The 14139-nt window shown below is 41.0% G+C and carries 13 protein-coding genes; 2 read left to right on the plus strand and 11 right to left on the minus strand.

The features are described from left to right. Positions 1-87: 87 nt before the first annotated feature. The 5 genes from CVU62_08545 to CVU62_08565 form a co-directional block, all read right to left on the minus strand. On the minus strand, positions 88-306 hold the full coding sequence (locus CVU62_08545) for a hypothetical protein (GenBank protein PKN37762.1): 219 nt from the start codon (positions 304-306) through the stop codon (positions 88-90). A gap of 218 nt (positions 307-524) precedes the next feature. After that, positions 525-851, minus strand: a complete 327-nt coding sequence (locus CVU62_08550; GenBank protein PKN37763.1) for a pathogenicity locus — start codon at positions 849-851, stop codon at positions 525-527. Between the two features lie 44 nt (positions 852-895). Further along, positions 896-1429 (minus strand): hypothetical protein, encoded by a 534-nt coding sequence (locus CVU62_08555; protein ID PKN37764.1) that lies wholly within the window; start codon positions 1427-1429, stop codon positions 896-898. Positions 1430-1613: 184 nt separating this feature from the next. Further along, entirely contained in the window at positions 1614-2111 is a 498-nt protein-coding gene (locus tag CVU62_08560; protein PKN37765.1) for a flavin reductase, read from the minus strand. Between the two features lie 345 nt (positions 2112-2456). Beyond that, positions 2457-2657 carry a hypothetical protein gene (locus CVU62_08565; GenBank protein PKN37766.1) on the minus strand — a complete coding sequence of 67 codons (201 nt, stop codon included), beginning with the start codon at positions 2655-2657 and terminating at the stop codon, positions 2457-2459. 492 nt (positions 2658-3149) lie between these two features. Between CVU62_08565 and CVU62_08570 the strand changes: the two genes are divergently transcribed. Next, positions 3150-3383 (plus strand): XRE family transcriptional regulator, encoded by a 234-nt coding sequence (locus CVU62_08570; GenBank protein PKN37767.1) that lies wholly within the window; start codon positions 3150-3152, stop codon positions 3381-3383. Positions 3384-3496: 113 nt separating this feature from the next. Then, entirely contained in the window at positions 3497-5038 is a 1542-nt protein-coding gene (locus CVU62_08575) for an Alw26I/Eco31I/Esp3I family type II restriction endonuclease (protein PKN37768.1), read from the plus strand. On the opposite strand, the gene CVU62_08580 is transcribed toward CVU62_08575, so the two are convergent. The 6 genes from CVU62_08580 to CVU62_08605 all read right to left on the minus strand — a co-directional run bounded on the left by CVU62_08580 (position 5035) and on the right by CVU62_08605 (position 14090). Continuing rightward, positions 5035-8205 (minus strand): hypothetical protein, encoded by a 3171-nt coding sequence (locus tag CVU62_08580; GenBank protein PKN37769.1) that lies wholly within the window; start codon positions 8203-8205, stop codon positions 5035-5037. The genes CVU62_08575 and CVU62_08580 overlap by 4 nt on opposite strands. Before the next feature lie 718 nt (positions 8206-8923). Further along, on the minus strand, positions 8924-9496 hold the full coding sequence (locus CVU62_08585) for a hypothetical protein (GenBank protein PKN37770.1): 573 nt from the start codon (positions 9494-9496) through the stop codon (positions 8924-8926). A 310-nt stretch (positions 9497-9806) separates the two neighbouring features. Further along, the gene (locus tag CVU62_08590; GenBank protein PKN37771.1) at positions 9807-10874 is read right to left on the minus strand and encodes a 4Fe-4S ferredoxin; all 1068 of its coding nucleotides are present in this window, start codon (positions 10872-10874) and stop codon (positions 9807-9809) included. Between the two features lie 687 nt (positions 10875-11561). Then, positions 11562-11894 carry a hypothetical protein gene (locus CVU62_08595; protein PKN37772.1) on the minus strand — a complete coding sequence of 111 codons (333 nt, stop codon included), beginning with the start codon at positions 11892-11894 and terminating at the stop codon, positions 11562-11564. A gap of 105 nt (positions 11895-11999) precedes the next feature. Continuing rightward, complete coding sequence (locus tag CVU62_08600) at positions 12000-12734, minus strand: ZIP family zinc transporter (protein ID PKN37773.1); 735 nt, start codon at positions 12732-12734, stop codon at positions 12000-12002. A 177-nt stretch (positions 12735-12911) separates the two neighbouring features. Then, entirely contained in the window at positions 12912-14090 is a 1179-nt protein-coding gene (locus CVU62_08605; protein PKN37774.1) for an ATPase, read from the minus strand. Between the last annotated feature and the right edge of the window lie 49 nt (positions 14091-14139).

Raw genomic sequence — 14139 nt, forward strand, 5'->3', positions numbered from 1 at the left:
ACCATTCACCATTCACCATTCACTCTTCCCTAATCCTCCAATCCGTCCAATCCTCTATTCTTTATCCCTTGTCTTTTTCACTATTCACTATTCGCCGTCCCCTATTATTTGTTTTTTGTTTCTACAAATATCATATAAAATATTACATTTTTGTTCGCAAGCCTGCTTCATTCCAACTGTTGATGGACAATTAAAATTACATACCTGTTTATCCCACATGCATTTAGCCTCGGTGCACGACTGACATAAAATTGACATTACTAAGAATAGCATAATTCCAATTATTTTAAAGATACTGTTATTCATATTGCCTCCTTTAAAGGTCTTAGTGAATCTAATCATTAATATACAAGCTTCGCTTGTAATAATAAAGGATTCGTTCTCTCATTCTATTTCTTGCGCGTCATTCCCGACTCGAAGACTGGCTAATGCCGGTTGATCGGGAATCCAGTTTTCTTCAGCCTTGTCCCCCGCTGGCGGGGGTGTCACGCAGTGACGGAGGTGGAGTTTTCTTCCTCTATTTTTCACATTTCACTCTTCACCGGTTTTTTAAACCTTGAACCTTGAACAGACTTTCCTTTGCCTGCATCTTTCCAGTTCCACCACTTCAATTTTTCAGGATCATGTTTGGTATTGGATGCAAAATATACGGCACATCGAAATACATACAACATACAACGATCTATCGGTTTCCCCATTCTTTTACGCAAATCATTGTAGAGAACTTCAGGATTTCTATTGCGTAGATCATTTACTTGCTTGATTCCAATAATTCGCAAATCTTCTGCAATAGATTTTCCAACACCCGGGATTGTCAGTAATTCATCTGCTGTCTTTTTAACACGTTTCAAATTAATTGCACCCGCCTTATTTCATTAACAGCCATCCCTAATTATTATGCTTTCCCTTTTGCCTTGCGATACAGTATGGGGAGAAGAAAACGGCAAAGAAGCTTCCGCCAGCCGGCCATTTTATAAGCTTCGGAAGCAAGACTGTGCCCGCACGCAGAGCACTCCGGTGCATACCAGGAAAACGGCGCGCCGCATTCAGGACAAGACCAGCGTTTTTTCTGTGCCGCAAGCCAGGTATCAACACCATCGAATTTGATAACCGTCAAACTGGGCGCTGCTTCACTGACGTGAGGAAGAAACTTTGCCGCCGATTGCCATTGCTTGTACATCTTGCAGGGATAATCGACGCAATCAACGCAGTGGGCAATGCCTTTGCTCACCGCACAATCGCGGAATTTGCATAACCGGCAACCCGCATAAAGCTTATCGGATTTACAGCCGCTGCAGGCGATTTCTTCTTTCGGCACACTTCCCAGGCAGGCAACAAACCCGTCATAATGCCCGGTCGCGCCGCTCATATATACCGAACATGCACCGCAATAAATTCCACAATAGCTGTCGGGATTAAAGTTCTTCATAAAATAAATCCATCTCCCAGAAGAAACTCTAAATTAAATAAAATCATTCCCTTTATTTTTTCACTTTTCACTCTTCACGTTTCTTTGCTAACCCGTCCAAACATCTAAACCGTCTAATCATCTATTCTTTGCCTTTGTCCTTTTCCCCTTTCACTCTTCACCATTCACTGTTCACCCTTCACTATTACGTTTCATAACAAGCTTGTATCTCACCAAAATAAAGCGTGTGATAATCTTTTTGCGGATAAAGGGCCTTATCATAATCTTTATCCAGATGAGCAGGATTCATAGCGGATTTGTAAACTATTTTGCATTCAAAATGAATCCCCGGCACCTTGATGATCGGCGACACGACCTTCTGCCCGTCTGCTGTTTCCAGATTGCACATCTTGAACTTATCCACATCACGGCTCGATTTCGATCCGCAAAAGGCGATTGCCTTGCTCATATCTCCTGAAGGGACTGTAACAGTAAAGTCTTGAGCCTTTTCCATAATACCGAAAGTGTGACGTGTAGTTCGCACTGCCACCATCATGATTGGCTTTTGCCAGATGACTCCGAAAGTGGCCCAGCCGATTGTCATCGTGTTAAGCGCGTCCGCGGCCTTAACGGTTAAGAAAGCTCCTTTCTTGATTTTACTCATGGCATCTTCAGCAATGCTCATATAATTTAGATTTTTCATGATAATCTCCTTTCATACTGTCATTATCCTCTTTACTTCCCTCCCTTGAGGGGAGGGATTCAGGGAGGGTGATATTTTACCACCAGCCTCACTCTTATTTGTCATTCCGAATCCCGACGTGTCGAGGATGAGGAATCTTAAAGATTTCTCGTCATTTCATTCCTCGAAATGACAATCTGTCATTCCCGGCTCGCAGACTGGCGAATGCCTGGATGATCGGGAATCCAGTTTTCTTCAGCCTTGTCCCCCGCTGGCGGGGGTGTCACGCAGTGACGGAGGTGGAGTTTTCTTCACCGGTTTTTTAAACCATGAACGTTGAACATAGAACATTGAACCTAGAACTTTTTACTCTTCACCCTGCTCTTCAGTTTTTTCCTGATTTTCTTTTCCTTTATTCATTTCTCGAATGAGTTCATTGGACTGATTTAATATTCGCGTAGCTTCCGCCTCCAGTTTTCTCATTTTCTTTTCCAGAGCGTCGTCTTCCAGCTCGGCGTCTAAAACTTCATCTTCAATTGCTTCAACATCTTTAATTTCATCAGTCATGATAAAATATTCTCCCTTATCTTATGGCTAAAAACACTAAATTATCACTTTAGTTTATTCTATATATTTAGAAGTATTTTGCAAGCCGCAGGAAAGATATCTTTTCATAAACGACTATTTATCAGGACGTTGCACAAAAGTCGCGACTAATATGCAAAGCGTTGCATAATAGTCGCCTTGCTATTATTGAGTCATACCTAATCTTTCGTTCACATCTTTATTTCCCGCCCTTGCGGGGAGGGATTCAGGGAGGGTGAAATTATTTTGCTTCCCCCTTTTCTAAAGGGGGATTGACGGGGATTTCCGGGAATCCAGAACATTTAAATAGAACCGTTGACCCTTATAATATTTTATTACATTGCGGAAAGAATCAGCGTCAAATGTCAAGATTAAAGATTTGACACTATTTCCCCAAGTGTTTTTTGACCATTTTAAGTCATATGTGACTTATAGTCCGTGGACTAATAATAAACATTACGAGAATATAAAATAATGAAAACAAAACTAATTCAAGCTGTGGCTTTGACGATTCGTCATTTCCGTAAATCCTGTGACATGAGTCAGGAAGATCTCGCCTATAAGGCTGGACTGGATAGGACTTATATATCTGGCATTGAACGCGGGGTGCGAAACATCACTTTAGATTCGCTGGAGAAAATAATCGATGCATTAAGCGTTGATGCTCAGACATTTTTTGCTCATGTTACAAAATTAGCGAATGACTGACATAACTGATGGTGCCACAGTTATCAATTCTACCAATATCGAGGGACTGAAATTTGACTAGTCACAAGTACGGTCGAGGAAAATTTGAGGCTCACCCCAATTATATTGAATATATGAAAATGATCGTATCTCATCATAACTATGCGGGGATGCCGAACGCTAAAGCTGCTGATGGAAGAATAAACTGGCAAGTAAGTTCAGGGAAGACGACCTCATTTTACAAGGATTATCTTGCACGTAAAGCATGGTGGGTGCAAAAGGCTGATCAATTAAGATTGCCAGGGCGTAACGATGAAAACGACCGATTTACATTGGCAGCGAGAATTATTCACCCAACAGGTTATCGTGTATGTCGACTTTGCGGAGAAAGTTTCAATGTTGGTTATTTTTACATTAATCACACCTTTGCACATCGCCTGAATAAAGATTTTCCAGCACTTGATATTACTAAAGGACAGTCAATTGATGATTTTCTTCTTCAATTAGAGAAAATAATGTCAGATGTTTCAATTATGGAATATTTTTGCTCATTATTTCCAGAACGAAGGAAATTCTTCAAAAAATATGGAATGACTAAGGAGGCATTTGAAAAAAGCAGCTATATCCGATCATATATGCTTTCTCCGGGATTTATGGGGAATCCCCCAGATCGCCTAGATGGATTTCATGATTATCACAACACTTGTCGGAAAAAGAATGATCCAGGACGATTTGATGATAACATGCGCGGATATAATCACGATCGTCGCAGTTTTGAATGGTGGGCTGAAGGAAATTGGGCATTGGCTGATGCTTTATATAACAAAGCTGGTCTAGGCACATGTTCCTTCCCAGGTTGTGGAAAGATACTTGAAAAAGTAAGTCCTGATCACGTTGGGCCCCTGGCATGTGGTTTCAAACAGCTTCCCTTATTCGTGCCCACTTGCCAAAACCATAATTCCGCTAAGAATCGGCGATTTAGTATACGCGATGTTTATAAATTGCTTGAGTACGAAAATTTGACGCAACAGAGCGTAGCTTCCTGGCAAGTAAGAGCACATTGGGATTGTTACAAGACTATTGTCTCCGACGACAATCAAACCAAGGCATTGAGCAATTCTCTTCGTTCACTGCAAGACATGTATTTGAGGACTCTTTGGGAAGTACGTAAGACCGGGCAAGTGCGTTTTTTGATTACTTTATTGAAGCCAGAATATGCCCTAGAAGAATTTGAGTTCACCGCACTTGATCCGGGAAATCTGACCTTTGCTAACGTTAAAACACAAAAAAAAATAACCAAGCTACGCAAAAGCTTGGCAGCAAGAATAGTCAGAATTGCATTCGAAGCATTAGCTGAATATGCATCGAAACCTATTGAGCGCCGTAATATGGTTCGATCAGACTTTCAAGAGAATGAAAGAATAATCCGAGAAGCAGTCAAGCAGATTGCCGGTAATACTTGCCATGAAGATCAAGCTTGGCGAAATGCAATGCGTGAGTCTTTAACTCCAGAACAAAAAGAGAAAAATATCGCATTGCTCTTAGTTTCTCACAAGGTGCCCCAAAATGAAAAAGACATAACAGCAAAACAAATATTACAAACCGTTTTTGATACAATTGGAAAATCGGCCGCAGTTGATTTCAGTAGATATGAATTAATTCCAGATGAAATTTAGAACTCATAGCCTGAAAGCCATCGAAGCAATTCATTACTAGATTTTACGGGCAAACTGAGCCCTGATAGGGCATCTGAAACAGTGTGCGGCGGACGGAGGACTGAATCAAAAAGGTCAGGATCAATTCGGGCTTCTCTCCTCCCATTACATTTTTTATATACTGGCTCAGGTGGTCTCAAATCAATTAAGGAATCTGTTGTCGCAACAACAAAGACCCGCCTCCGCATTTGTGGAGTACCATATTGCTCCGCACATAATATCCACACTGGTTCAAATACTCGATACCCAATATCTTTAAGCGACCGGCATATATCTTTAAGAACCTGTCCCTTGTTGAATGTAACAAGTCCCTCAACATTTTCCAGTAAAAAAATACGAGGGCGTAGCATTTCTGCAAAGTGCAAATAAATAGAGGCTAGGTCGTTTCGTTTATCGTCAATTAAGCGAAAACCAGCGTGAGAAAATCCCTGACATGGTGGGCCACCAACCAACATGTCAAGACTCCGCCCATTGAGAGATATAATCAATTGTTCTATGATATTTTCAAATGCTTTTAGATCATGAAGATCTCGTCTAAAAACAGAAGTATAACCAGCCCGATAAGCCTTCGGTTCTAAATCACAAGGCCGATTGAAACAATAAGTGTCTAAAGCTTCTTTATTATTGTCAATTGCGCCGATGATTTCCCATCCAGCATTTTCTAAGCCTAAACTCAAGCCACCTGCGCCGCAAAATACATCAACTAAGCAACGCGATTGAGCATACTGAATGAACTTTTTACCTATCGCTAATGCCAGTAATGGTGGCACAGCATTGCCAATTTGGTTGTGGATAGCCCCTTCGCTGCCTAGGAAAATGTATTTATCTGGGAAGCTTTGCAGGCGGGCCGCTTCACGACTAGTGAGAGTGCGATCAATCACTGGATGGATGTGTGTTCCATTTCCGGGCCGATTATAGTATGTATTAATCGTATAAGCGGGTTGGTCTCGCCTCAAGCGTCCGTAATAAGTCGTTCGTACGACACCTCTTTCAGCCGTCATTTCACGAATTTGCTTCAAACGCTTTGATGGCACACTATCGGGTATGTTTTGCCAATTACCGCCCTCTGGCACGTAGGAAATTATCAAACGGTCTAACTCGGAAAGTGATGGCTCCAAGTGGTTAAAGAATAAATTGCTGATTCCAGAAGTCAAGAAACGTACCCCTCGCTTCATATGAACTGCAAAATTAACAGATCTCATTACATTGCAACTGCCAATTTGAGACAGAATTGCGCGAAGCTCGGTTTCGGGGTTAAGACCATATGACAGTCCAACAGCCGCTTCAAGGAGATCAACAAGCCAGTCTGTGTTGACTTGGCCTTCATTTTTAGCAAATTGTTCTAATTGATAAGCACAAGAAATAATGACAGGGAACCATTCTTCTAACTCTGGGAATGGTAAATTATCTATCTCGTAATTACCAACATGATTGTTACTGTTCTCAATCCTGAAATACCAATCGAGCACCGCGCTATTTAACAATCCTAAAAGGATATATAGCCTTTCCGCTGACTCAATTTCATTTTCTGATGCAACAGAGATAAAATTGCATGAGTTTCCAACCGCATGTTTTGCTGGTATTTGACAAAATAATAGACGCCTGGACTGCTGTGCATATGAGCATTGACGACCAACTATTCTTGGGACATCATAATATTGATGTTTCGGTTTATTGGTAATGAATTCTATAAAACCATGCGGATCAAGATAAGACGGTTTTTCCAATGAGGATGAGTGTTTAAATGCAAAACGTTCAACATGTTCCCCTCTAACCAATCGAATTTTGGTCTTATTAGCTAAAAAAAGTGGTTTAGCGACCGTTTGATCCACCTCACCTCTTGCGTTAGTAACCCAAGAAACTCTACCCAATTTAGTTAGTTGAGATAGGCGTTCGAATAATTCAAGATCAAATCCAGAAACGCGAGGTATTGCAAAATCTGTTTGCGCCATCGACTTTAACCGTTCATAACTAATCATTCTAGGACTCTTGTTGGGTTCTGAAAGTTTATCAATTCTAAAAGCTTTTTTGTCGCTTTGATCAAGAAATGTTATCGAGGTTGCTTGGTTGACTGTAGAAAATTTCCCGCCATCTTCTTCAATTAGAATAATACGATCAATTAACCGTCTTTCTAGAAGAACCTTCCGCAGTGCTCGCCCCGCACTACCTGACATCCAAGAGTCAGGAGAAATAATTGCAATCATGGCACCATTAAATGCTAACTCTGCACAAGCTCTAAAAAAGAGTTTCGAATATTCTAGGATTCCGTGCTCATTAGCAATAAATGAATATTTCATGCGGAGATGCTTGACATAATCAGCAACGCTAGCCTGAAGATTGGAAACAGAAGTTGATAATTCAATATTTCCATTTTGTAAAGAGGTCTCAGTGTTAGTAGCACGATCTTTGGTTAGCCTTAGTCGGCCATATGGCGGATTAATAATCACACTAGTCTCATTTGCAGTCAGCATAATTGTTTCGGTCAAAAGATAGCTTAAACCATCACCTACAACAACAGCAATCTTTCCGTTATAACCGGATAGTTCTGCAACACGCTTTATCACAATTTTAGCCCATTCCGCTAATTGCTTATCTAATTCAACGCCAATTAATTGTTCATAATTATATTCATTAGAGAAAATCAACGAGGCGCACAGTAAGACACCACTCCCCAAGCAGGGATCTAAGAGAGTAGATATTTTTTCTTTTCTTGAGAGTCCTTTAACCATGACTTCCGCAATGTGCGGAGGGGTGAAGAATATACCGTAATGTTTGGCAACTGAGAGATTCTTTATCGGACGACATGGGGCAATTGGATCGTATATCTGATAGAAAGTTTGCTCAATTACTTTTGAGGCCAGAAATGTAACGATATAAGGATCTTCTTCCAGTAGCACATGCTCAGTCAAGACGGTTGTCGTCACTAGATCATTAAAAACTAGAGCAGCGCGACCACTTGGTAGTGGTAGCTTATCATGATATAGATCAAAGTGTGAATAATCATCCAATTTTGCGTGAGAACTATTCCATCCCACAACAATACGCTCGGAGGTTTCTTTGCGAAGTTGCTGGGCTCGCTTCTCAAACCAAGTAATACTAGGAATTTTCTCAAGAATGTTGAAAGTCATGCAATCCCTTTATTTTGTGATTCATAGTCTACGCAATTATTATCATGAAATCAAGGCCTCATCCTTATCTCAGAAATAATCCGAAAGCCTCTGCACAGCGCTTTTTGCATTGCGCTTAAGATTTAAAACATAGTATTTTTTGACGGTAATGATAAACGAAATAATAACTCTTTTGCGATCCGCTACATAATAATGAATGTACAAACCTCCTAGCCTACAATCTTGGCAAACTGCCGCGATGCACGAGGAATGTAGCAGGCGAGTATTGCTGCACCATGATGTCGGCATGATTAAAAGCAAATGAGGATGATTATTTAAATGTTCTTTATCAATTACTACTTACTCGTATCTAATTAGATTATCTTCTATAAGATAAGACCTTTATTGTTTTTAATCGGCGTAAAAAACACCCTTTTCAACTTCTGTGTTACATGCCAGGTAAAGTTCACCACGTTTCTAAAAGTTGAATTTCACTAACAACATAGTAAAAACATTGCAACTATAAAATGAGGAAAAGAGAAGAATAGAGGATTAGACGGTTTAGATGATTGGTCGGTTTATATGATAGTGAGTGTAATTAGTTTTTCTTAACACAATTTGTATTAATTATTTGAAGAAAATCTTGTCGGCTAAATATTTCTTTCACCTACTAATCCATAGTATTTTGTAGTTGTCATAATTGAGGATTGCCATTTGTAACCAGTTTTAGCCTGCTAACTTATTTTCCATATTTATTTAGAATATCAATAAAACATGCCGTGTTTCTTACATTGTCAAAATCTTTATCTTCTTGAATATGCTTCGAATCGTTGAATCCCCTTTCCATTGCTAATCTTAACGAGTTGCAGGATTGTATAGCGTCTTTTTGCAGAGCCAATAAGCAAGCTTTGTTGTAGTATGCTACGGCATAATCCGGATTCAGACGGATGGCTTCGTTATAGTCCTTGATAGCAAGCTGATACTGGCGGAGGGAAACATAAGAAAGTCCCCTATTGTTGTAAAATACGGCATAATCCGGCTTTAGACGGATGGCCACGTTAAAATCCTTGATGGCCATCTGATACTGGTGGAGATTTCTGTAAGCAATCCCCCTGCTGTTGTAAGCAAGGGCAGAATCCGGCTCCAGTTGAAGAGCGTTGTTCAAATATTCAATAGCTTTCCCCGGATCTGTATATTTTTCCCCATCCCATAATTCTAATGCATAATTAAACCAGTTTGCTGCCGTTATGCTCATTGCCGGAGAACAAAGAAAGGTTAAAACTAGAAAAATGGCAACAATAATTTTGCGCATAATCTCTCCTCTCAATAATTAATATACAAACTTCGCTTTTCTCAATAACCCAAATCACATAATAGCATTTTCCATTTTTTTAAAGAGAAAAAACATTCTCATTTATTACGGATTGAAAGCTACTATTTTTATTACGGTTGACGATTGGTTTCTTTCAGGAAGAAAGAAATAAAATTCCGATTTCGTAATCGTCGTAATTACTTCTTACAAAGTATTAGCAAGGAACAATTGCCAGAATTGAGTATTACTGATGGTGATATATTCTTAACATCACAATTTTCAATCTTATGCGACATTGAAAATTAGTATATTACATCACTCCCCTGTTTTTCGCGATCTGCATCATCTGTTCGCCGCCTGTCTTTGGTGGTATTCGCCTTTTAGCATCGGGCTTTGGAATGAGTCCCATCGCCTCTGATGGACATGTAGTAACACACAGACCACAGCCTATGCAACGGTCAAGGTCGACTTGTGCAACACCGTCTTTATTAATGATAATCGCCTCCATCTGGCACCGATCCAGGCATATTTCACAGCCGGTGCAGTTTTCCCCGTTTATCACAGTTTGGTAATTAGAAAATACGAGTTCTGCCGGTTTGGGAAATTTTTTCACCGCCAAGAGAATACCACAGCAGTCGCCACAGCAGTTGCACATCCCGCCAGGGTTCTGGGCGGTGCTGGGCTGAGTTACAAGCCCCGCTTCTTGTGCTTTTCTTAATATTTCGACTGCTTCTTCAACATCCACTTGTCTTCCCATTTTGTTTTCTATATAAAACCGCGCAAAAGACCCGAACGAAAAACAGTTTTCGATGGGTTTATCGCAACCTTTGCCCCTGATTTTTTTCCCCTTCCGGCAAATGCATTCGGATACAGCGATAATATCCTTATTCTTAATGATCGCAACCGCGTCATCGAATGCAGCCACGTGGTGTTCAGGTACAATCGATTTCTCTACAGGGACGGTGCGGAGTAAAAGCCCGTCAGCCTCCGCTATGGATTGATTTAATCTCTGGTCAAAATACTGCTCCATCAGATCTTCCAGTTCGCGATCAAGACGTTTGACCTGAAACTCGTACAGACCAATTATGAAGGCAGTTGCCCCGTATTTGACCGAATCCCCTTTTCTAAGCCTGAAAAGAAGGCCGCGCTTCGCCATGTCTTCCAAATGACCGGCTACTTCTTCAATCGGACTTCCCAGCCGCTGCGCAACTAATCCCGGCTCTTCCAACATAGGCGACATGTTGAGAAACATCTCCGCGTCTTTTTGATTGAACAACTTTTTCAATATAGTTATTTCAATTCCCGTTTCTGTCGCGGGAAATCCCGAGGAATACATATCAAGCCTTTGCTGTAATCTGCGAAAAATATCTTCTGACATTGTTGTGTCCCTCCATTTTATTTGAATAAAGGTTAAGGGGTTAGGTTGATGAGTTAACAATGGTATAACTGGGTTGTACTCTTATTCTAATTATAAAAATTGTCAATCCCTTCTAAAGAGAGAATTTTTATTTAATCATTATCAATTGAACGGTTGAATAAATATCAAGACTGAAGGTTTAAAAATTACAGGAAGAAAGAAATACGTAAAAGCGAGTGTCATTAAAGAGTAGATGATTAGACGGATTGGCGGCTTAGAGGATTGGACGGATTGGAAGATTAGAAAAAACAGTGAATGGTGAAAAGGACAAAGGGGCAAAGAATAGATGATTAGACGGATTGGAGGATTGGACGGGTTAGTAAAGAAACGTGAAGAGTTAAAAGAAAACTCCACCCCGTCCCGATTTTGCATCGGGACACCCCTCGGAAACTCTCCCGACTTCGCGCCAGCGGGGGACAGGGCCGAAGGTGAATGGTGTCCCGCGGCATCCCGACGAGTCGGGATTCGCCTTACGCTTCGAACGTCGTCCCGATTCATCGGGACTCGTTCTTAGCTTGGCTCATTAAAAAGAAAAAATCACCCTCCCTCAATCCCTCCCCTCAAGGGAGGGAAGTTAAAAACTGGATACCGGCCTCCGCCGGTATGACAAATGTGGGAAAACGAGGGACAGCGATCTCTGAAATATTTCTATAGAATCGCGACTATGTTAATTTCTTTCAGGATTGCATCTTTGTCTTTTGCAGGCATATTAAGGAATTTTAGACCCATTCCATGATCTTTGGACGAAGCACCTTTGTTAATCCACATAACTTCTGCATTTATTTCTATTTTTTTTAAATTGCCTATGGAAAAAATCAATTTTATTGTTGACCCTACTGCCGGCGGTTTTTCTGTCTCAATAAACATGCCATCTGCCGAAATATTTTTTGTAAAAGATATGAGATAATCATGTTCATGTACATATGAAATTTCAACTTTAGTATCTGCCCTTTTATTTATCCTGCGTTCATCTTTTGACATATTATCTCCATTTCATTCAGCATAGAATTATCCCGCGGCACTTCGTGCCTGGGATAGTTCGTCCAACAAATTCCAGTGCGCTACGCTTCTGGAATTTGGGACTCACTAATATTTTGAAAGAATAAAAGCGGTTAAAAATCCCAGGATGGTTAAAATCCCGATAAGATATCCGCCTTCTTCATAAGCTTCAGGCATCATACTATCTGCAAGCATTGCCAGGATTGCCCCTGATGCAAAAGACTCGATTATGCCGAGAGTATTTAAATCCAGCTTTTGCAGGAACAGGAAACTTAAAACAACACTCAATGCAACACATATGCTTACTATTGACCATGACAGATATATCTGCTTTTTGGATAAACCCTCTTTTTGCAAATCGTTGATGGATGATATGCTCTCGGGGAGGTTGGACATAAATATTGCAACGAGCATTAAGAATCCAATTCCATTTTTACTCAGAAGAGATACGCCCAAAGCCACTGATTCCGGAATCCCGTCAAGAAGAGCGCCTAATACAATTGCCTTCCCGTTTGTTTCTTTTATGGTTGTAAAATGCTTCTTTCTTTTATGGTTTCTTCCGCCATATCTGTGGATCAGAAAATCCCCGAATATAAAAACCAGACCGCCTAATAAGAACCCTATGATTATGGCATCAAACCCTCCATGTTTAAACGCTTCGTCCATGAGCCCGAAAGTTAAAGCACAGATGAGAACACCTGATCCAAAGGCCATTATTGCCGCAATAATTCTCTGGCTGAATTTAAAAGTGGTGCCTAGTATTACACCAAGGATTAAAGAAAAACCGGTTAGAAATGCATATAATAAAACTTGTGTTGTCATAAGTGTTCACATAAAAAGGTTCTACGTTCTACGTTTAAAATACCGGTAAAGAGTAAAATGTCAATGGTGAAAAGGCCAATGGCATGACAAAACAAAATATCACCCTCCTCAATCCCTCCCCTCAAGGGCGGGAAGAAAAATCGACTACCCGCTTAAAAATAAGGGAAACTGTGAGTTTCAAATCGTCCCCAATTCTTTTAAGCATTCCTTAATTCCCAGTACGCGCGCGCCACTGCTAATCGGGTATCCGGTATCCGTCATGGGACATACAATCCGGGCTCGCTCCGGCTTCAGTGCTTTGACTGTGTCGGCAAATCCCCGTGAAAGATGTGGCGTCAGTGAGGCCTTGATCTCGATTGCCAGGCGTCTTTTCCCCCGGACTAAGACAAGATCAATTTCCTCGCCTGATGATGTTCTATAGAAAAAAGGCTGCCACAATGGTAACGACGCAATAATTTGTTCAATACACCAGCCTTCCCATGATGCTCCGAATACAGGATACCCGTAAAGTTCTGTCATGCTGTCAATCTCTAAAATGGTGTGTAAAAGACCGCTGTCACGCAGATATATCTTAGGCGATTTGACCAGGCGTTTTTTCAGGTTGATCTCCAGAGGCGGCAGAACGCGCACCATGAAGGTCTGCTCCAGAATATCAAGATATTTGCGAACTGTGTTGTGCGATATGTCCATTGATTGACCGATTTTCGAGGCATTAAAAATGCAGCCATGATAGTGCGCGATCATTTTCCAAAAACGCGACATGACTGGTATGGGCATGGTAAATCCAAGGGACGGTATGTCACGACTCAAATAATCCTGAATCATATCTCTTCGCCATGTATCGCTTTGCGAGTCTTCCGGCGCGAGAAACGCGGGCGGGAAACCTCCCCGCCACCAATGTTTTTTAAAATCACGATTCTTATCGCTTTTATCGTTCTGAAGTTCCGACCAGGTAAAAGGCGTCAGTTCAATGTAGTGGATACGTCCGGCAAGTGTTTCACCACCCTGCCTGATAAGATCACGTGATGCGGAACCCAGAATAAGAAATCGCCCCGGACGCCTGTCCTTATCTATTAGCGCTCTTAAAAGCGGGAATAGATCTGGCCGTAATTGTACTTCATCTATACAGATTAATTGCCGGGAGTGTTCCCCAAGAAACAATTCCGCGTCGGCAAGCTTGCGCATGTCCGACGGAAGTTCCAGATCAAGAAAGAGGGCATCTTTATTATTCTGCAGAATGTGACGGACCAGTGTTGATTTGCCGCATTGACGCGGACCAATAAGCGCTGTAACCGGATTATGTTGTAGAGATTTTTGTATTTCACCGGCTTTGCTTCGTTCTATATATCTTTGCATATTGTCACCGTCAATTACAATTTACAAAGATAATATCATGAAATATTCC

It is taken from the genome of Deltaproteobacteria bacterium HGW-Deltaproteobacteria-2, from assembly GCA_002840505.1.
Lineage (GTDB): Bacteria > Desulfobacterota > Syntrophia > Syntrophales > Smithellaceae > Smithella.